This window comes from Leifsonia shinshuensis, assembly GCF_014217625.1.
Taxonomy (GTDB): domain Bacteria; phylum Actinomycetota; class Actinomycetes; order Actinomycetales; family Microbacteriaceae; genus Leifsonia; species Leifsonia shinshuensis_A.
In genome coordinates this window covers 2,786,946-2,805,007 of record NZ_CP043641.1, presented here as the reverse complement: position 1 = coordinate 2,805,007, position 18,062 = coordinate 2,786,946, and the positions used below count along the sequence as shown (strand labels likewise).

The window sequence follows — 18,062 nt, the reverse complement described above, 5'->3', positions numbered from 1 at the left end:
GCGACGGGCTCACGGCTCCCGCAGCCCCCACGCCTGGCCGTAGCCGCCGTCGGCCTCCGGCCGCTCCATCAGCTCCAGGAACGGCCGCGCCGGGAACGCCTCCGGCCCGAGCACGCCGGCGCCGGTCCAGGTCCCGTTCGCCAGCAGCTCCAGTGCGATCACCGGGTTGAGCGCCGTCTGCCAGACCACGCACTGCGAGTCGTACTCGCGCATCGTCCACTCGTTGTCGGCCACGTGGTAGAGGTACACGCTGCGCGGGAGGCCGTCCTTCCCCGTGCCGGTCACCCAGACGCCGGCGCACGTCTTGCCGGTCATGCGCGGGCCGATCGTCGCGGGGTCGGGGAGGGCCGCGGCGACCACGTCGCGCGGGGCGACCTCCACGGGTCCCGCCGCGCTGCGGACGCGCAGCGGTGCGGTGGAGTCCAGCCCGAGCAGGTGCAGCGTCTTGAGCACGCCGATGAACTCCGCGCCGAGGCCGTACTTGAACGTCACCCGCTCGGCGTCCAGCCACCGCGGCATCAGCAGCACCTCCTCGTGCTCGACGTTGACGCACTCGACCGGGCCGATGCCCTCGGGGAAGTCGAAGACCTCCGGCTCGCTGAACGGCGGCGTGGTGAACCAGCCGCCGCCCTCCTCCGACGGCCGCCGCTTCTCGAAGATCACCGGCGGGTTGAGGCACTCCTCGATCGTGGTCCAGATGCTGAACGACGGGGCGAAGATCTCGTTGCCCTCGTCGTCGCGGACCACCAGGTTCGCCCCGTCGCGCGTCCCCAACTCGTCGATGTGCGAGAAGAGCTCGTCGGCAGCGTACCGGGCGAACACGTCGGACAGGCCGGGCTCGACGCCCATGCCGACCAGGGCCAGCCGGCCGGCGGCCTCCCAGCGCTGGTTCTCGGCGAACTGGGCGTCGCCGAGCTTCACCCCGGTGAGCCGGTACGGATCGGTCTCGTGCGGGTGGGAGAGGCTCATCGCCATGTCGAGGTAGTCGGCGCCCGCGGCGAGGGCTCCGGCGAAGATCGACTCCACGAAGGAGGGCTCGACCGCGTTCATGACGTGGGTGGCGCGGTGCTCGCGGGCGACGGCCGCGACGGAGCTGGGGTCGGAGGCGTCGATGCGGGTCGCGGTGAAGCGGCGGGCGACGTTCTCCCCGTGGCGCTCGCGGATCCACGCGACCGTGGCCTCTGCCCGGGACAGGTCGTAGTCGCTGACGACGAGGGACTCGAAGAACGAGCGGCGGGCGGCGATCTTCGCGATGGCGTTTCCGACGCCACCGGCGCCGATCAGCAGGATGCGCATGGTGCTCATTGTGCCCGTCCGGAGGCCGCCGCGGCGAGGAATTCACCTCCGCTCGCGTCGATGGAACGCGTGCGATTGACCAGTATCCTTGCTGAATGGAACTTCGCCAGCTGGAGCACTTCGTAACCGTCGCCGAGGAACGGCACTTCACCCGTGCGGCGGAGCTGCTGCAGATCTCCCAGTCCGGGCTGTCGGCCTCCATCCGCTCGCTGGAGCAGGAGCTGGGCATGTCCCTCTTCATCCGCAGCACCCGCCGCGTCGAGCTGACGACGGCCGGCCAGGCGCTGCTGGCGGACTCGGTGCGCACGCTGGCCAGCGCCGCGGCCGCGCGCAACGCGGTGGCCGCCGTCCGCGGGCTGCTGCGCGGCCGCCTCACGATCGGCGCAGAGCCGTGCCTCGGGTCGGTGGACCTCCCGGCCGAGCTGGCGGCCTTCCGCACGGCGAACCCCGGCGTGGAGGTGCGGTTACGGTACTCCGGATCGGAGGAGCTGGTGGAGGCCGTCGCCGGCGGCCGGGCGGACGTCGCCGTGGTCGTCGACACCGGCCACGCCCCGAACGGCGTGCGCCTGCGCCCGCTGAGCACGCAGTCCCTGCTCGTGCTGTGCCACCCGGAGCACCGCTTCGCGGCCGAGGACAGCATCCCGATCGAGGCGCTGCGCGGCGAGCCGCTGGTCGGCTTCCAGGAGGGCTGGGCCGCGCAGACCCTGGCCCGGCGTGCGTTCGCGGCGGCCGGCTTCGACTACCGCGCGGCGATGGAGGTCAACGACGTCCACCCGCTGCTCGACCTGGTCGGCTACAACCTCGGCGTCGCGGTGGTCCCGGCGAGCTTCGGACGCAAGCGGCCGGAGCAGCTGCGGGCCGTGGCGCTCAGCGGCGACGTGCCGGAGTGGACCGTCGCGGTCGCGGTGTCCGACGAGCCGAGCCCAGCGGCCGCCGCGTTCCTGCGGCAGCTCGCGCGGGTGGAGGCGCCGGGGGCCGACGCCTCCACGCCGCAGCTCGCCTGAAGGCCTCCCGGACTACGCGGCGTCCAGCGCCGCCAGCTCGTCCGCGGTCAGCTCCACATCCAGAGCGCTGAGCGAGTCCAGGATGGTCTCGGGCCGCGACGAGCCCGGGATCGGGATGACGTGCGGGCTCTGCGCGAGGTGCCAGGCGAGCGCCACGACCTGCGGGCTGATCCCGCGGGCGGAGGCGATTTCGGCGAACGGTGCGAAGCGGTCGCCGAGGTCGCTCGCGTTCGAGATGCCGCCCAGCGGGCTCCACGGCAGGAACGCGATCCCGAGCTCGTCGGCCAGCCGGAGCTCCGGCTCGCTGGACCGGAACGCCGGCGAGAACTGGTTCTGCACCGACACCAGCCGGCCGCCCAGGATCTCCTGTGCCTCGCGGATCTGGTCGGGGTGCGCGTTCGAGATCCCGGCGTAGCGGATCAGTCCCTCGTCGAGGAGGTCGCGCACCGCGCCGACGGAGTCCGCGTACGGGACCTCCGGGTCGGGCCGGTGGAACTGGTACAGGCCGAGCGCGTCGCCGCCGAGCCGCCGCAGCGACGCGAGGGCGGCCTCCCGGATGTGCTCGGGGCGGCCATCGACCGTCCAGCTGCCGTCGCCGGGACGCAGGTGGCCGCCCTTCGTCGCGACCAGGACGGCGGAGGCGTCGCCGCTCCAGGAGCGCAGCGCCTCGGCGATGAGCTCCTCGTTGTGGCCGACCTCGTCGGCGTGCAGGTGGTAGGCGTCGGCCGTGTCGATCAGGGTGACGCCGGCGTCCAGCGCGGCGTGCACGGTCGCGATCGAGCGGGAGCGGTCGGGGCGTCCCTCGATCGACATGGGCATCCCGCCGAGGCCGATCGCGGACACCTGCAGGTCGGCCAGTGCGCGGTACTTCATTCGTTCTCCTTGCGTGTTCGAGTCGTGAGGGCGGGAGTCACCAGGCGTAGTCCTCGGGCGCCGTCTTGTGCCCGGGGAAGATCTCGTCCAGCCGGGCGAGCGCCGCGTCGTCCAGGTGGACGTCGAGCGCGCCGATGCCGGCGTCCAGCTGCTCGCGGGTGCGCGGGCCGATGATCGGGCCGGTCACGCCGGGGCGGGTGAGCAGCCAGGCGAGGGCGATGTCGCCGGGCTCGTGGCCCAGCTCGGCGGCGAACGACTCATAGGCCTCGATCGCGTCGCGGTGGGTGGCGAGCGTGTCGGCCGCTCGGCCCTCCAGGCGGCGCCGGCCCTCGTTCTGCTTGCGGATCACTCCGCCGAGCAGGCCGCCGTGCAGCGGCGACCAGGCGATCACGCCGACCCCGTTCGCCTGCGCGGCCGGCAGGACCTCCAGCTCGACCCGGCGGGTGAGGAGGTTGTAGATGGACTGCTCGCTGACCAGGCCGAGGGTGCCCCGCGCCCGGGCCTCTGCCTGCGCGGTCGCGATGTGCCAGCCCGCGAAATTGCTGGAGCCGGCGTAGAGGATCTTGCCCTGGCCGATCGCGACGTCGATCGCCTGCCAGATCTCGTCCCACGGCGTGTCCCTGTCCACGTGATGGAACTGGTAGATGTCGATGTAGTCCGTCTTCAGCCGCTTCAGGCTGGCGTCGAGGGCGCGGCGGATGTTGAGCGCGGACAGCTTGCCCTCGTTCGGCCAGTCGCCCATCGCGCCGTACAGCTTGGTGGCGAGTACCGTGCGCTCGCGCCGGCCGTCGCCCTGCGCGAACCAGTCGCCGAGGATCGCCTCGGTCGCGCCGTGGCCCTTGCTGCGGCCGTACACATTCGCGGTGTCGAAGTAGTTGACGCCCGCCGCGTGGGCGGCGTCCATGATGCCGAACGAGTCCTCGGTCGTGGTCTCCGGCCCGAAGTTCATCGTGCCGAGCACGAGACGCGACACCTTCAGTCCGGAACGGCCCAGTTGCGTGTACTGCATGTCTGTCATGGCGCCAGCCTCCGCCGGAATGGGCGAGAAGTCCAACAGGAGGTGTGGATCGGATTGTGCGGTATGAGTTGTGGATCGGCGGATCGCGTGCTCACTCCAGAATTCGCCCGGCCTCCGCGATCACATCGTCCGCCGTCTTCAGGTCGGGGCCGCCCATGAACCCGTGTGCGGCGCCGGGGACGACGCGCAGCCGGACCGGGACCTCCGCGGCGGCGCAGGCGTCGGCCAGCCGCTCGGCGTCGGGGAGGAGGGAGTCCTCCGAGCCGACGGCGACGTAGACGGGCGGGAGGCCGCCGGCGTCCGCCGCGAGGTCGGGAGCGGAGGAGGGCGTTCCTCCGCCGGCCCAGCGGGCGAACGCCCACTCGGAGAGCTCGCGTCCGGGGCCTCCCGGCGCCGCGTCGTCATAGGAGGCGAGCGTCAGATCGACGTTCGGGTTGGTGAGGACGAGGGCGTCCGCGTTCGCGTCGCGCGCGGCGGCCAGGGCGACCGCGCCGCCGGCGGAGTCGCCCCAGAGCACGACGCGGGAGAAGCCGTCCCGGCGGAGGAGGTCCGCCGCCGCGACCGCGTCGTCCGCCGACTCGGCGAGCGTCCCCTCCGGGGCGAGCCGGTAGGCGACCGACAGCACCGTGACACGGAGGCCGCCGGCGATGCGGCGGCAGTAGCCGTCCTGCAGCTCGAGGTCGCCGAACAGGCCGTAGCCGCCGTGGAGGAAGACCACGGCGTCGTCGCTCCGCGCAGCGTGCGACGGCACGTAGCGGCGGGTCGCCTCCGCCGCACCGGCCACGCCGTCCGCCACCGTGCCGTCGAACGGCCATCGCGGCCGGGCGAGCGCGCGCTCGCGTGCATCCTGTCTGAGCGCGGCGATGTCAGGACTCTGCACGCGGACTAGCATCCCACTCATGCGCGAAGTGATCCCGGGAGTCCACCGGCTGCAGTCCGCCCGCGCCGGCAACGCCTACCTGATCGAGGAGGGCGACCGCGTAGTGCTCGTCGACACCGGCCTGCGGTCCGGGGCGGAGGCCGTGGTCGCCGAACTGGCGGCCGCCCGCATCCCGACGGTGACCGACGTCGTCCTCACCCACTACGACCCCGACCACGTCGGCGGCGCGGCCGCCGTGCAGCGCGCGACGGGCGCGCGGGTGTGGCTGGGCGCCGCCGACGCGCGGATCCTGCGCGGCGAGGAGCCGCCGCCCACGCCCATGCGCCGTGCGTTGTTCCGCACCGGATGGCTGGGCCGAGCCGAGCTGCCCGAGCTGACCGAGCTCCCCGACACCGCCGAGCTGGAGGTCGCACCTGGCATCTTCGCCGTACCGGCGCCGGGTCACACGCCCGGGCACCACCTCGTGCGCTGGCGCGGGGTAGCGTTCACCGGCGACGCGGCGCGCGTCTCCGACGGGCGGCTCGTCCACTTCCCGGCGTTCCTGATCAGCGACCGCGCTGCGGCGGACACGACCCTCGCCGCGATCGCGGCTTCCGCGCCCCGCCTCGTCTGCCCGGGTCACGGCGCCCCCGCACGACTGGCCTGACGCTTTCCCCCGCATCTCCAGGATACGGGAGGGCAGGGGGCTTGCGGCAAGGCCCCGGTCAGGGCGCAGAATCGACCCTCGTGACTGCCTCCTCGCCTGCCTTCGCCCTGCCCGACACCCTCCGCGCCAAGTCCGTCCCCGCCCTCGTCGCCGCCGACGAGGAGCACTTCGCCGCCATCGACCTCACCCTCCGCTCGACCATCGCCGAGCTCTCCGATCAGCTCGCCGTCGAACTGCGCGCGCCGGGAGGCCACGGGCAGAAAGCACTCGACCGGGACACCGAGGTGCGCCGGCTGAGCGCCCGGCTGCGCGCGCTCGGCCGGTTCGGGATCGACGTCTGCCTCGGGCAGATGGTCACCGCGACCGCGGAGACCGTCTACATCGGACGGTTCGGGCTGACGGCCGCCGACGGAGACAAGCTCCTGGTCGACTGGCGGTCGCCCGCGGCCGAGCCGTTCTTCGGCGCGACGCTCGGGGAGCCGATGGGCCTGGTCAGCCGGCGGCGCTACCGGTGGACGAACGGCCGCGTCACGGACTACTGGGACGAGGTGTTCGCGCCGGACGCCCTCGACGACGCCACCGAGCGTGCAGCGCTGGACGACCAGTCCGCGTTCATCGCCAGCCTCGGCGCGAGCCGGTCACCGCGGATGCGGGACGTGCTCGCGACCATCCAGGCCGACCAGGACGCCATCATCCGCGACGGCTCGCGGGGTGCGCTCGTGGTGGACGGCGGTCCGGGCACCGGAAAGACGGTCGTCGCGCTGCACCGGGCGGCGTACCTCCTCTACTCGGACCCGCGGCTGTCGCAGGGGCACGGCGGCGTGCTGTTCGTCGGGCCGAGCCCCGCCTACCTCGCCTACGTCTCCGACGTGCTGCCGAGCCTTGGCGAGGACGGCGTACAGCTCTGCACGCTGCGCGATCTGCTGCCGGAGGGCGCGTCCGTGGAGCCGGAGGCGGACGATTCCGTCGCGCTGCTCAAGGCGTCGTCGGCGATGGTGACGGCGGTCGAGCGGGCGGTGCGGTATCACGAGGTCCCGCCGGCGCGCGGGATGGTCGTGGAGACCGAGTGGGCCGACCTCCCGCTGACAGCCGACGACTGGGCGGACGCGTTCGACGCGGCGGGCGCCGGCGCGCCGCACGACGAGGCGCGCGACGAGGTGTGGGAGGAGCTGCTGACGATCCTGGAGGCGAAGGCCGGGGACGGCGTCCCGCTCGCCGCCCTGCGCCGTCAGCTCACGCAGAACGACGGGCTCCGGCTCGCGTTCAACCGCGCCTGGCCGCTGCTCGACCCGGCGGGCGTGCTCGGCGACCTGTTCTCCGTGCCCGCCTACCTGCGGGCGTGCGCGCCGTGGCTGAGTGACGCGGAGGTGGATGCGCTCCAGCGGGACGAACCCCGGGCGTGGACGCTGTCCGACCTCCCGCTGCTCGACGCGGCCCGCCAGCGGATCGGCGACCCGGCCGCGAACCGGGTCCGCCGCGAACGGGAGGCCGTGCTCGCCTTCGAGCGCGAGGGCCGCAACCGCGTCGTGGACGACCTGATCGCCGCCGATGACGGCGAGGGCCTCGTGACGATGCTGAAGGTGGAGGACGCGCAGCGCTCGCTGATCGACGAGGCCGCCCTCCCGCGCCTCGACCCCGACCTGCTGGCGGGGCCGTTCGCGCACATCGTCGTGGACGAGGCGCAGGAGCTCACGGACGCCGAGTGGCGGATGCTGCTGCGGCGCTGCCCGTCGCGCAGCTTCACGATCGTGGGCGACCGTGCGCAAGCGCGGCACGGCTTCACGTCGTCCTGGGCGGAACGCCTGGCGGCCGCGGGCATCCCGGACGTGCGCGTCTCGACGCTGACCGTCAACTACCGCACGCCGGAGGAGATCATGGCGGAGGCCGCGCCGGTGATCCGCGCGGCCATCCCGGACGCGAACGTGCCGGCCTCGGTGCGCAGCAGCGGGCTGCCGGTGGTCCGCGGCTCGCGGGCGGACCTGGACGGGATCGTGGCGCAGTGGCTGCGCGAGAACCCGGCGGGGATCGGCTGCGTCATCGCGGCCGAGGGTGCAGCGCGCTGGGCGTCGCCCTCCGACCGTCTCCGGGTGCTCACGCCGGCCCAGTCGAAGGGCCTCGAGTTCGACCTCGTCGTGCTGCTCGACCCGGACGGGTTCGGGAACGGGATCGAGGGGGCCGTGGACCGGTACGTGGCGATGACGCGGTCGACGCGGGAGCTGGTGGTGCTGGAGGGTTAGACCCCCAGCGCCGCCTCCAGCTCCGCGTCGCTCGGCTCGACCAGGTGGCGGCCGTCCGGGAAGACGATGACGGGGATGTTGGTGCGGCCGCTGATCGCCTGGGCCCGGTCTGCCTGCTCGGGCTGGGCGACGAGGTCGATGTACTCGTAGTCGGCGCCGAGGCGGTCGAGGAGGGACTTGGAGCGGATGCAGTCGCGGCACCAGTCCGCGCCGAACATCGTGACGGTGGTGAACGTGTCGGTCATCCCGCCAGCCTAAGCGGCGTCGACTGGGAGACCGCCGTCCACGGTCAGCGTCGCGCTCGCCGCGGTGGGCTCGATGAGGCGGGCGTTGGCGCCGTCGACGTCGCGCGCCCAGGCGAGCGCGGCCTCCGGGGTCCGGCCGTGGCGGGTGTGGCGGTCGACCAGCCTCCGCATCCGCTCGTCCTCGGGGGTCGCGACGAACCACGACTCGGCCAGCAGCGGCGGGATGCGCGTCCACGGGTCGGACGGCGCCAGCAGATAGTTGCCCTCCACGACGACGAGCCGCGTGCCCGGGAGGACGGCCAGGCTGCCGGCGATGGGCTCACCGACGGCGCGGTCGAAGGCCGGCGCGTAGACGGGGTGGTCGGGCTCGGCGAGCACGCGCTCCAGGAGCGCCACGAAGCCCCAGCCGTCGAAGGTGTCGATCGCGCCCTTGCGGTCGTGGCGGCCGAGCGCCTCCAGGGTGGCGTCGGCGAGGTGGAAGCCGTCCATCGGGAGGTACGCGGCGACGGGTTCGCCCGCCCAGTCGTTCGCCGCGTCGACGACGGCGCGGGCGAGCGTCGTCTTGCCGGAGCCGGGGCTGCCGGCGACGCCGACGAGCGCCCGGTGGCCGTCCGCGGCGAGGCGCAGGGCACGGCGGGCGAGGGCGTGCGGGTCGGCGTGCGTGGGCGAAGGGGCCATACCGACATTGTCGCGAATCGCGCGGCACGCGTTCGCGGGGCCGACGATGACGCCGGCGTTGCGGGAGCGGTCCCAGCCTCGCGCGTCAGTACGCGCCGAGCCGGTACGCCCGCTCCGCCGACCGCGTGAGCACGTCCTCCCGCTCGCCGTCCGACGCGCCCGCGAGCAGCGCCTCCGTCGTCGCCCACGTCTCCGCGTAGGGGCCGGCCAGGGTCGACACCGGCCAGTCGCCGCCGTACAGGACGCGTGCCGAGCCGAAGGCGTCGAGGGCGTGGTCGACGTAGGGGCGGAGCCGGGCCGCGCCCGATCCTCCGGCGAGCGTGGTCAGGCCGGAGAGTTTCACGAAGACGTTCGGGCGGCGCGAGAGCTCGGTGAGGAGGCCGGCCCACGGCTGGGCCGAGTCCGCCCCGACCGGGGGCGTGCCGAGGTGGTCGATCACGAGGCGCAGTGACGGGAGCTCGTCCGCGAGCGACACCGCGTGCTCCAGGTGCCGGGGGAGCACGCCGATCACGTCGAAGCCGAGGCCGCGCGCGGCGAGGAGAGCGAGCGACGACCGCACCGCCGGCCGGGCGAGCCAGTCGGGGTCCGGCTCGTCGTGGATGAGGTGCCGCACCCCGACGAACGACGGATGCGCCGACCACTGGTCGAGCTGCCGTGCGGCCGCGGTCGGGTCGAGCAGGTCGACCCAGGCGACGACTCCCGCGACGCGCGGAGACGACACCGCGAACATCGCCGACGAGTCCTCCACCGAGTTCGCCGCCTGCACGAGCACGACGCGGTCGACGCCCGCCCGCTCCAGCTGGGGCTCCACCTCCGGGAACGCGAACGTGCGGTCGATCGGCGCCAGCGCGTCGGTCAGCCACGGGTACGTGACCCGGTCCAGGTCCCAGAGGTGCAGGTGGGCGTCGACCGTCATGTCAGTCCGCCAGGTCGAAGCGGACGAGGGTCGGGCCGGCGACCGCGGGCTCCGGCAGCGTGACCGCGATCGCGTCGCCGTCGCGGGAGGCCGCGAGGGGGGTGCCGTCGGCGAGGCGGGCGCTCGCCGCGGAGACGGCCGAGGAGGCCGGGAGGCGCACCGGGCCGGTCGCGTCCACGAACGCGTTCGCGGTGTCGCCGGAGCGCGTCCAGCGCACCCACGGCTCGTCCGTTGCAGTGGCGACGGACGCGTCCAGTGTGGTCGAGCCGAAGACCGCGTCGCCGTTCACGGCGTTCCACGCGGCCAGGTGCTCCAGGGTCCGGCGCTGGAGCTCCGGCACCGTCCCACGGGCGGTGAGGCCGACGTTGAGAAGGAGGTTGCCGCCGCGGGAGACGATGTCCACGAACGACTTGACCGCGTCCGGGCCGCTCAGCAGGTGCGTCTCGTCCTCGACCTGGTTGTAGCCGAACGAGAAGCCGATGCCGCGGCAGTTCTCCCAGGCGCCGGAGGCCTCCACGTCGGTGCCCTGCTGGTACTCGCTCGTGCGGAAGTCCCAGTGCGTCTCGCCCCAGCGGTCGTTGGAGACGCCGTCCGGGCGCGTGGCGTAGAACTTCTCGAACAGCTTCTCCATGCTGAACGGGCCGGAGGGCTTGCCCGCATCGGGCCACTCGATGTCACCCCAGAGGATGTCGGGGGAGTAGCGCTCGATCAGGTCGTCCACGTGCTTGTAGGCGTACTCGGCGTAGGCCGCGTCGACCGGCCGGCCGAACTGCTGGCCGTCCGAGGTGATCGGCGGCAGCTGCGAGAAATGCCAGTCGAGACCTCCCGAGTAGTAGACGCCGAAGCGGAGGCCGGCGTCGCGGGTGGCCTTCTCGAACGCGCCGACGAGGTCGCGACGCGGGCCGCGCGCGACCGTGTTGCGGCCGTCGGTGCCCGGGGCGTCCCACAGGGTGACGCCGTCGTGGTGCTTGGTGGTCGGCACGAAGTAGCCGGCGCCCGTGCTCTTCACCAGAGCGATGAACTCCTCGGGGTCGAAGTCGGCCGGGTCCCACTGGTCGAGGAAGTCGTCGTAGGGCGCGCCTCCGTAGACCTGGCGCTGGTGCTCGGCCGCGGGGCTGTCCTCGATCCGGATCGTGTTGAAGTACCACTCGGCGTACGGGTTGTGGGCGAACCAGTACTCCTTCTCGATGGTGCCGAGCTCGCCGATCGGCTCGGCCCAGGCGGGCACGGAGTAGGGACCCCAGTGCACGAAGACCCCCAGCTTCGCGTCGCCGAACCACTGCGGCACGGCGCGCTCGAACCGGCGGTAGTTCTCGGGGCGGACGGGGTCGTCTTTGAACATGGCCACGCTGAGCTTCTCCTTCTGCGCTGAACGGATGCGGTTCGCGGAATCGTTGTGGTGGGATCCGCTTGCAGATATCCTATAGGCAATAGGCTCCGCCCTGAAAGACCCTGTAACCCCCGCACGCCCCGCAAGACCTACTCGAAGGAGAGTTCGTTCCGTGACCCCCACCCTCACCGCGGCGCCCGACTCGTTCGTGCGCACCGACCTGGTCCAGCTGCCGGGCGGCGAATGGTTCACCGGAGCCGGCTTCGGCCTGTTCGTGCACTGGGACCACGCCAGTCAGCAGGGGATCGAGATCTCCTGGCCGTTGGTCGGTCGTTCCATCATCCCCGGTTCCGACGCCGTCGAGGACACTGTGACGGTCGAGCAGTACCAGTCGACCGCTGCGACCTTCGATCCGGTGGAGTGGGACGCCGTCGCCCTCGCCCGCCTCGCCAAGCGCGCAGGCGCGCGGTACGTCGTCTTCACCGCGCGCCACCACGCGGGCTACAGCATGTTCCACACCGCGCACTCGGAGTTCGGCATCGAGCACTCGCCGTTCGGCCGGGACATCACGCGGGAGTTCGTGGAGGCCATCCGGGCGGAGGGGATCCGTGTCGGCATCTACTACAGCCTCCCGGACTGGGGCCACCCCGATTACCCGGCGTTCACGATGGACGACCGGCCGTACCCGCTCGAGCACTGGCCGGCGGCGGCCGACGCCGCCAACGCGGGCACTCCGGTCGCAGACGACCGGCATCGCCGCCCCTCGCCCGAGCAGTGGGCGCGCTACCAGGACTACCTGCGCGGCCAGCTCACCGAGTTGCTCACCGATTACGGCACGATCGACCTGCTCTGGTTCGACGGCGAGTGGGAGCGGTCGGAGGAGGAGTGGGACAGCGCCGGGCTGCGCGCGCTGATCAAATCGCTCCAGCCGGATGTCGTCATCAACGACCGACTGCTCGGCCAGGGCGACTACAAGACGCCGGAGCAGGGCTTCCCGGTCGTCGCTCCGGAGGGCCCGTGGGAGCTCTGCCTCACCATCGGGCAGATGTGGGCATGGCGTCCCGGCGACACCAAGAGCAAGAGCACGGTGTCGCTGCTGACCACGCTGATCGAGGTCGCCTCCCGCGGCGGCAACCTCCTGCTCAACATCGGGCCGAAGGGCGACGGCAGCCTCAACGGGTCGCAGGTTCGCACCCTGGAGGAGATCGGCGCGTGGATGGATGCGCACTCCGAGAGCGTCGTCGGCGTCTCGCCCACCACGGGCGTCGACTTCTACGGGCCGTCGACCGCACGCCAGGGAACGCTGTACCTCCATCTCGTCATGCGGCCGATCGAGCAGGTCATCGTCCGCGGCATCCCGGTCGGCCGGGTCCGCTCGGTGCGGCTGCTGGCGACCGGCGAGGAGCTGCCGTTCGAGGTCAACGTGGAGGTCCACGAGCAGGCGGAGCAGAGCGGCGAGGCGCTCGGGGAGCTGCACATCCCCGCACCGGCGGCCTCGGGAGCGCCGATCGATGTCCTCGCGATCGACTTCGAGCCGCTCGCCGGATAGACCACCACGACTACTTGAAACCTATATCAAACACCCTATAGGATCGCGCCAACACGGCGATCACTTTGATGAATCCAATGGAGGAGGCACAGCACGTGACACCACGAACCAAGCGCGCAGCGGTACGGGCCGGTACCGCCATTCTGCTGGCAGGAGCGCTCACCGCGCTCGCCGGCTGTGCGGGAGGCGGAAGCGGCAACGCGTCCGGCGGCCCGATCAGCATGTACACCTGGGTCAGCAGCCAGAGCGACCGCGACCAGTGGCAGGGCTTCATCGACCTCGGCAAGAAGGTCGACCCCAAGCTGGACGTGACGATCGAAGGCCCGAGCTTCAACGACTACTGGACGAAGGTCAAGACGCGCCTGAGCGGATCCAACCCGCCCTGCCTCCTGACCACGCAGGCCGCCCGCGCGCAGGAGCTCTCCGGGCTGCTGATGCCGCTGACCGACCTGATCAAGAAGTACAAGCTCGACACCTCGAAGTTCGACGCCTCCATGCTCAAGGGCATGACGGTGGACGGCAGCATCCGCGCCATCCCCTACGACGCCGAGCCGATCGTCCTCTACTACAACGCGGACGCCTTCCAGAAGGCCGGCCTCGCGCTGCCGAGCTCGACCTACACCCGTGACCAGTTCCTCTCCGACGCGAAGAAGCTGACCACCGCCGACCACAAGGCGCTCGCCATCGAGCCGGGCTTCTTCATCCCGAACGCGTGGGCCATCGCCGACGGCGCGGAGGCGGTCAAGGGCGGCAAGCTCGACCTGACCAACTCCAAGCTGGTCGCCTCGGTGCAGTCGTACTTCGACCTGGTCTCCAAGGAGGGAATCGCCAAGGCCCCGGAGGCCGCAGACGGCTCCGACGTCGGCCAGTCGGCGTTCACCTCCGGCGCGAGCGACATGCTCATCGAGGGCCCGTGGATGTACGGCACCTTCGCCGCCGCCGCCAAGTTCAAGCTGGGCGTCACGATCGTCCCGACCGCGTCCGGCGACGCCAAGGGCATGACGGCCGGCTCCGGCTTCGGCATCGCGAAGAACTGCAAGGACCCGGACAGCGCGTTCAAGGCGATCATGGCCATGACCGACACCAGCGTCCTGAAGGGGCAGGCCGAGAAGCGCGGCATCGTCCCCTCGCGTCCGGACGCGCAGTCGGCGTGGGCCGACGGCAAGTCCGCCGAGGCGTACAGCGCGGTGCAGGCCCTGCTGAAGGACGCCAAGGCCCAGCTCACCACCCCGACCTGGAACCAGGTCGAGACCCTGTTCACCCAGTACGGAGTCGAGGGCTACCGGGGTGACAAGACCGCCAAGGATGTGCTGACCACCATCCAGAACTCGGTGGGGCAGTAGGCGCCATGTCGTCGCCACTGATCACGGGCGCCGTCGTCTCGGAGGAGACGGCGGCGCCCGCCGCGCCCGAGACCCGGCCGTTCCATGTGCCGCACCCGTCGCCGCCGCGCGGCCGGAAGAAGAGGAAGGGCGATGGGCTCACCGCCCTGGCCTACCTGTGGCCCGGCCTCGCCGGCTTCATCTTCTTCATCGTGGTGCCGCTGCTCGGGTCGCTGGTCATCAGCCTCTTCGAGTGGCCGTTGTTCGGTACCCCGACCTTCGTCGGCCTCGCCAACTACCAGAAGCTGTTCAGCGACCCGACGTTCTACACGGTCCTGCTCAACACCGTCATCTTCGCGTTCGTCTACACGGCGCTGAACCTCGCGCTCGCGCTGGCGGTCTCGCTGTGGCTGAACACCCGCGTCAAGGGCGCCGGCTTCTGGAGGGTGATCTTCTTCCTCCCGGCGATCACGCCGATGGTCGCCAACGCGCTGGTCTGGCGGCTGCTGCTCAGTGACAACGGGATCGTGAACTCGGCCCTGCACTCGATCGGCATCCAGGGGCCGAGCTGGCTCTCGGACTCCCGGTTCGCGCTCGCGTCCGTGATCGCGATGTCGGTGTGGCAGTCGTTCGGGTACAACGTGATCGTGCTCTCGGCGGGCATCGCCGGCATCCCGAAGGAACTGCTGGAGGCCTCCCGGATGGACGGCACGAACGCCTGGCAGCGGCTGCGCTCGATCATCCTGCCGATGATCTCGCCCGCGCTGTTCTTCACCATGACCATGACCATGATCGGCGCGTTCCAGGTCTTCGTGCAGCCGCAGATCCTGACGCAGGGCGGACCGGGGGAGTCGACGAACACGTTCGTGCTCTACCTGTACCGCAACGGCTTCGTCTTCGACCGGCTCGGCTACGCCTCCGCGCTCGCCTGGATGCTGTTCATCGTCGTCATGCTCATCACCGCGCTGCAGTTCGCGGGACAGAAGAGGTGGGTCAACTATGACAAGTGAGGTCACCCGCGTTCGCCGCCGGCTGCGCCCGGCTCAGCGGAAGGTCGTCGCCAAGACCTGGCTGAACACGGCGGCGGTCGCCGTCGTCGCGCTGCTGTTCACGTTCCCGTTCATCTGGATGTTCTTCTCGGCGCTGAAGCCCGAGTCGGAGGTCTTCTCGCCGACGCCGTCGTTCATCGGCTCCGAGGTCAAGTGGTCGAACTTCGTCGACGCGTGGACGCTCGTGCCGTTCGGCCGGTTCATCTTCAACGGCTTCTTCGTCGCGCTCTGCGGATCGCTGCTGTCCGTGATCGTGGCGGTGCTGTCGGCGTACGCGTTCTCGCGGCTGCGGTTCAAGTACCGCGACCGGCTGTTCCTGCTGTACGTGCTCACGCTCGTGCTGCCGCAGGAGGTCCTGGTCGTCCCGCTGTTCATCATGATGAACCAGCTCGGCCTGGTCGACACCTACGTCGCGCTCATCATCCCGTTCGCCTTCACGGCGTTCGGCACGTTCCTGCTGCGGCAGTTCTTCCTGACCATCCCGATCGAGTTCGAGGAGGCCGCCATCATCGACGGCGCCTCGCGCTTCCGCACGCTGTGGTCGGTGCTGCTCCCGCAGCTCGCGGCCCCGATCTCGGTGCTCGGCGTCTTCTCGTTCGTCGGCTACTACAACTCGTACCTCTGGCCGCTGATCATCATCAACAGCCAGGACCTGGCGACGGTGCCGCTCGGGCTCTCGATGTTCACGGGCGAGCACGGCACGCAGTGGAGCCTGATGATGGCCGCGTCGACCATCGCGATCATCCCGTCGCTCATCATCGTGGCGGTGCTCCAGCGCCAGCTCATCAAGGGCGTGGCCCTCGGCGGCTTCGGCGGCCGCTGACGCGGCATCCCGCCACCGCCTCCCACCCTCCACCAGAAAGCAGGACTCGCATGACCCTCGCCCCGCCCACCGCCCGCGTCGCCGTCGACGGCACCATCGTCAGCGCCGAGGCGTGGCTGAGCGACCTCGAGGTCGAGACCGTGCGTACCGACGCCGTGCAGTCGTTCCTCAAGCAGGAGACGATCTTCGTCCGGCTCCGCACCGCGGGCGGCGTGGAGGGCATCGGCTACAGCTACACGATCGGCACCGGAGGCGAGGCCGTGCTCAGCCTCCTGCGGACCTGCCTGCTCGACGTGCTCGTCGGCATGGACGTCAATCGTCCGGAGGCCGTGTGGCGCGCTCTCTTCTCGGCTACGCGGGCGACCACAGTCGGCGCGATCACGTCGCTGGCGCTCGCAGCCGTGGACACCGCCGTGTGGGATGCGCGCTGCACGGCCTCCGGGCTTCCGCTCTGGGTGGCCGCCGGCGGCTCGCGGCCGAGCATCCCGTTGTACGACACCGAGGGAGGCTGGCTGCACTTCGACACCGACGAACTGGTCGCGCAGGCGGTCGAGTCGCAGCGTCGCGGCCTCGGCGGCGTGAAGATCAAGGTCGGCAAGCCGCGCGGGCACGAGGACGCCGAGCGCCTCGCCGCTGTGCGCGCGGCGGTCGGCCCCGGCATGGACATCATGGTCGACGCCAACCAGTCGATGACCGCCGCGGAGGCGATCCGGCGCGCCGCGCTGTTCGAGCCGCTGGACATCTTCTGGTTCGAGGAGCCGCTGCCGGCCGAGGACGTGGCCGGTCACCGCCGGCTCGCGGAGTCGACCACGCTGCCGATCGCAGTGGGGGAGTCGATGTACTCGGTCGGGCAGTTCCGCGAGTACCTGCAGGCGGGGGCGGCCTCCATCGTCCAGGTGGACGTCGCACGCGTCGGCGGGATCACGCCGTGGCTGAAGGTCGCGCACCTCGCCGAGTCGTTCAATGTCGCCGTCGCGCCGCACTTCCTGATGGAGTTGCACGTGTCGCTGTGCTGCGCCGTGCCGAACGCGCTCTACCTGGAGCACATCCCGCAGCTGCGCGCGGTCACGAAGCGCGAGCTGGTGATCCGCGACGGCCACGGCCTGGCCCCGGACGCGCCGGGCCTCGGCATCGAGTGGGACCTCGATGCGATCGAGGACCGGAGGGTGGCCTGATGACGGCCGCTCAGAACGGCCGGGATCGCGGCCCGATCGGCCTCGGCGTCGCCGCGCTCGGCAACCTGTACGGCGCCCGGCCGGACGACGTCTGGCCCGGCATCGTGCCCGCCGCGTGGGAGGCCGGCATCCGCTACTTCGATGTGGCGCCGCACTACGGCCTCGGCCTCGCGGAGGAGCGGCTCGGCGAGGGGCTGCGCGGCCTCCCGCGCGACGAGTACATCCTCTCGACCAAGGTCGGCCGCGTGCTGGAGCCGAACCCCGACCACCGGCCGGGGGACACCGACATCGCCAGCCTGTTCGACGTCCCGTCGACCCGCCGCCGGAGGCTCGACTACTCGCGCGATGGCGTGCTGCGCTCGGTGGAGGACTCGCTGAATCGGCTCGGCCTCGACCGCATCGACATCCTGTTCGTCCACGACCCCGACCAGCACGAGCGGGAGGCGCTCGACGGCGCGTTCCCGGCCCTGGAGGAGCTGCGCTCGCAGGGTGTCATCCGCTCCTACGGCGCGGGCATGAACCAGTCCGCGATGCTGTCGCGCTTCGTGCGGAACACGGACCTCGACATTGTCATGTGCGCCGGCCGCTACACGCTGCTCGACGGGAGCGCCGCGACCGACCTGCTGCCCGCTGCGCTGGAGCGCGGCGTCGAGGTGGTGGTCGCCGCCGTCTTCAACTCGGGCATCCTCGCGACCGAGCGGCCTGGCGCCGACGCGCATTTCGACTACGGCGCGGCCCCGGCGGCGCTGATCGAGCGGGCGGGCAGGATCGCGGATGTCGCGGCTCCGTACGGCGTCGGCCTCCCGCAGCTCGCCGTCCAGTTCCCGCTGCGGCACCCCGCCGTCTCCACCGTCGTGCTCGGCGCCGAGAGCCCGGAGCAGATCGTCCGCAACGCCGGACTCGCCGAACCGCGGGTGCCGGACGAGCTGTGGAACGAGCTGGAGGCGGCCGGGCTGACACCCCCGGCGATCCTGCATCCTCTTTCCTCTATCTAGCAGGCCCGCAAGCCTAGGATGTGCAC

The 18,062-nt window shown here is 71.6% G+C and carries 17 protein-coding genes; 9 read left to right on the top strand and 8 right to left on the bottom strand.

The window, feature by feature from the left end; genetic code table 11:
* Positions 1-9 precede the first annotated feature (9 nt).
* Positions 10-1,296, bottom strand: a complete 1,287-nt coding sequence (locus F1C12_RS13545; RefSeq protein WP_185275479.1) for a saccharopine dehydrogenase family protein — start codon at positions 1,294-1,296, stop codon at positions 10-12.
* Between the two features lie 95 nt (positions 1,297-1,391).
* Between F1C12_RS13545 and F1C12_RS13540 the strand changes: the two genes are divergently transcribed.
* On the top strand, positions 1,392-2,300 hold the full coding sequence (locus F1C12_RS13540; protein ID WP_185275478.1) for a LysR family transcriptional regulator: 909 nt from the start codon (positions 1,392-1,394) through the stop codon (positions 2,298-2,300).
* A 12-nt stretch (positions 2,301-2,312) separates the two neighbouring features.
* On the opposite strand, the gene F1C12_RS13535 is transcribed toward F1C12_RS13540, so the two are convergent.
* The 3 genes from F1C12_RS13535 to F1C12_RS13525 all read right to left on the bottom strand — a co-directional run bounded on the left by F1C12_RS13535 (position 2,313) and on the right by F1C12_RS13525 (position 5,071).
* The gene (locus F1C12_RS13535) at positions 2,313-3,173 is read right to left on the bottom strand and encodes an aldo/keto reductase (protein ID WP_185275477.1); all 861 of its coding nucleotides are present in this window, start codon (positions 3,171-3,173) and stop codon (positions 2,313-2,315) included.
* A gap of 37 nt (positions 3,174-3,210) precedes the next feature.
* Positions 3,211-4,182: an aldo/keto reductase gene (locus F1C12_RS13530; protein ID WP_185278955.1), complete on the bottom strand. Its 972-nt coding sequence runs from the start codon at positions 4,180-4,182 to the stop codon at positions 3,211-3,213.
* Positions 4,183-4,282: 100 nt separating this feature from the next.
* Positions 4,283-5,071, bottom strand: a complete 789-nt coding sequence (locus F1C12_RS13525; RefSeq protein ID WP_185275476.1) for an alpha/beta hydrolase — start codon at positions 5,069-5,071, stop codon at positions 4,283-4,285.
* 19 nt (positions 5,072-5,090) lie between these two features.
* Here F1C12_RS13525 and F1C12_RS13520 point away from each other — a divergent pair, with 19 nt between their 5' ends.
* Together F1C12_RS13520 and helR are read left to right on the top strand one after the other, a co-directional pair.
* Entirely contained in the window at positions 5,091-5,717 is a 627-nt protein-coding gene (locus tag F1C12_RS13520; protein ID WP_185275475.1) for an MBL fold metallo-hydrolase, read from the top strand.
* Between the two features lie 80 nt (positions 5,718-5,797).
* Complete coding sequence (helR, locus tag F1C12_RS13515; protein ID WP_219732613.1) at positions 5,798-7,954, top strand: RNA polymerase recycling motor ATPase HelR; 2,157 nt, start codon at positions 5,798-5,800, stop codon at positions 7,952-7,954.
* On the opposite strand, the gene F1C12_RS13510 is transcribed toward helR, so the two are convergent.
* From F1C12_RS13510 to F1C12_RS13495, 4 genes are all read right to left on the bottom strand, one after another.
* The gene (locus tag F1C12_RS13510) at positions 7,951-8,199 is read right to left on the bottom strand and encodes a glutaredoxin family protein (protein WP_185275465.1); all 249 of its coding nucleotides are present in this window, start codon (positions 8,197-8,199) and stop codon (positions 7,951-7,953) included. The genes helR and F1C12_RS13510 overlap by 4 nt on opposite strands.
* A gap of 9 nt (positions 8,200-8,208) precedes the next feature.
* Positions 8,209-8,877, bottom strand: a complete 669-nt coding sequence (locus tag F1C12_RS13505; RefSeq protein ID WP_185275464.1) for a nucleoside/nucleotide kinase family protein — start codon at positions 8,875-8,877, stop codon at positions 8,209-8,211.
* An 85-nt stretch (positions 8,878-8,962) separates the two neighbouring features.
* Positions 8,963-9,793, bottom strand: a complete 831-nt coding sequence (locus F1C12_RS13500) for an amidohydrolase family protein (RefSeq protein ID WP_185275463.1) — start codon at positions 9,791-9,793, stop codon at positions 8,963-8,965.
* A 1-nt stretch (position 9,794) separates the two neighbouring features.
* Positions 9,795-11,135 carry an alpha-L-fucosidase gene (locus tag F1C12_RS13495; protein WP_258046259.1) on the bottom strand — a complete coding sequence of 447 codons (1,341 nt, stop codon included), beginning with the start codon at positions 11,133-11,135 and terminating at the stop codon, positions 9,795-9,797.
* 160 nt (positions 11,136-11,295) lie between these two features.
* On the opposite strand from F1C12_RS13495, the gene F1C12_RS13490 reads away from it, so the two are divergent.
* The 6 genes from F1C12_RS13490 (at position 11,296) to F1C12_RS13465 (ending at position 18,036) form a co-directional block, all read left to right on the top strand.
* Positions 11,296-12,672, top strand: a complete 1,377-nt coding sequence (locus F1C12_RS13490) for an alpha-L-fucosidase (RefSeq protein ID WP_185275461.1) — start codon at positions 11,296-11,298, stop codon at positions 12,670-12,672.
* A 95-nt stretch (positions 12,673-12,767) separates the two neighbouring features.
* Positions 12,768-14,015, top strand: coding sequence for an ABC transporter substrate-binding protein (locus tag F1C12_RS13485; protein ID WP_258045893.1), 1,248 nt, complete (start codon positions 12,768-12,770; stop codon positions 14,013-14,015).
* A gap of 5 nt (positions 14,016-14,020) precedes the next feature.
* Entirely contained in the window at positions 14,021-15,004 is a 984-nt protein-coding gene (locus F1C12_RS13480) for a carbohydrate ABC transporter permease (RefSeq protein ID WP_185275459.1), read from the top strand.
* Positions 14,994-15,866, top strand: coding sequence for a carbohydrate ABC transporter permease (locus F1C12_RS13475; RefSeq protein WP_185275458.1), 873 nt, complete (start codon positions 14,994-14,996; stop codon positions 15,864-15,866). Before F1C12_RS13480 ends, F1C12_RS13475 begins: the two co-directional genes overlap by 11 nt.
* Before the next feature lie 50 nt (positions 15,867-15,916).
* On the top strand, positions 15,917-17,041 hold the full coding sequence (locus tag F1C12_RS13470; protein WP_185275457.1) for a mandelate racemase/muconate lactonizing enzyme family protein: 1,125 nt from the start codon (positions 15,917-15,919) through the stop codon (positions 17,039-17,041).
* Positions 17,041-18,036 carry an aldo/keto reductase gene (locus F1C12_RS13465; RefSeq protein ID WP_185275456.1) on the top strand — a complete coding sequence of 332 codons (996 nt, stop codon included), beginning with the start codon at positions 17,041-17,043 and terminating at the stop codon, positions 18,034-18,036. Before F1C12_RS13470 ends, F1C12_RS13465 begins: the two co-directional genes overlap by 1 nt.
* The last annotated feature ends 26 nt before the right edge of the window (positions 18,037-18,062 follow it).

What these genes read in the sequence shown, in the direction of transcription:
- F1C12_RS13510 (WP_185275465.1), bottom strand. Translation starts at nt 8,199, where the DNA reads ATGACCGACACGTTCACCACCGTCACGATGTTCGGCGCGGACTGGTGC.
- F1C12_RS13535 (WP_185275477.1), bottom strand. Translation starts at nt 3,173, where the DNA reads ATGAAGTACCGCGCACTGGCCGACCTGCAGGTGTCCGCGATCGGCCTC.
- F1C12_RS13505 (WP_185275464.1), bottom strand. Translation starts at nt 8,877, where the DNA reads ATGGCCCCTTCGCCCACGCACGCCGACCCGCACGCCCTCGCCCGCCGT.
- F1C12_RS13540 (WP_185275478.1), top strand. Translation starts at nt 1,392, where the DNA reads ATGGAACTTCGCCAGCTGGAGCACTTCGTAACCGTCGCCGAGGAACGG.
- F1C12_RS13530 (WP_185278955.1), bottom strand. Translation starts at nt 4,182, where the DNA reads ATGCAGTACACGCAACTGGGCCGTTCCGGACTGAAGGTGTCGCGTCTC.
- F1C12_RS13480 (WP_185275459.1), top strand. Translation starts at nt 14,021, where the DNA reads ATGTCGTCGCCACTGATCACGGGCGCCGTCGTCTCGGAGGAGACGGCG.
- F1C12_RS13475 (WP_185275458.1), top strand. Translation starts at nt 14,994, where the DNA reads ATGACAAGTGAGGTCACCCGCGTTCGCCGCCGGCTGCGCCCGGCTCAG.
- F1C12_RS13465 (WP_185275456.1), top strand. Translation starts at nt 17,041, where the DNA reads ATGACGGCCGCTCAGAACGGCCGGGATCGCGGCCCGATCGGCCTCGGC.
- F1C12_RS13520 (WP_185275475.1), top strand. Translation starts at nt 5,091, where the DNA reads ATGCGCGAAGTGATCCCGGGAGTCCACCGGCTGCAGTCCGCCCGCGCC.
- F1C12_RS13500 (WP_185275463.1), bottom strand. Translation starts at nt 9,793, where the DNA reads ATGACGGTCGACGCCCACCTGCACCTCTGGGACCTGGACCGGGTCACG.
- F1C12_RS13495 (WP_258046259.1), bottom strand. Translation starts at nt 11,135, where the DNA reads ATGTTCAAAGACGACCCCGTCCGCCCCGAGAACTACCGCCGGTTCGAG.
- F1C12_RS13545 (WP_185275479.1), bottom strand. Translation starts at nt 1,296, where the DNA reads ATGCGCATCCTGCTGATCGGCGCCGGTGGCGTCGGAAACGCCATCGCG.
- F1C12_RS13470 (WP_185275457.1), top strand. Translation starts at nt 15,917, where the DNA reads ATGACCCTCGCCCCGCCCACCGCCCGCGTCGCCGTCGACGGCACCATC.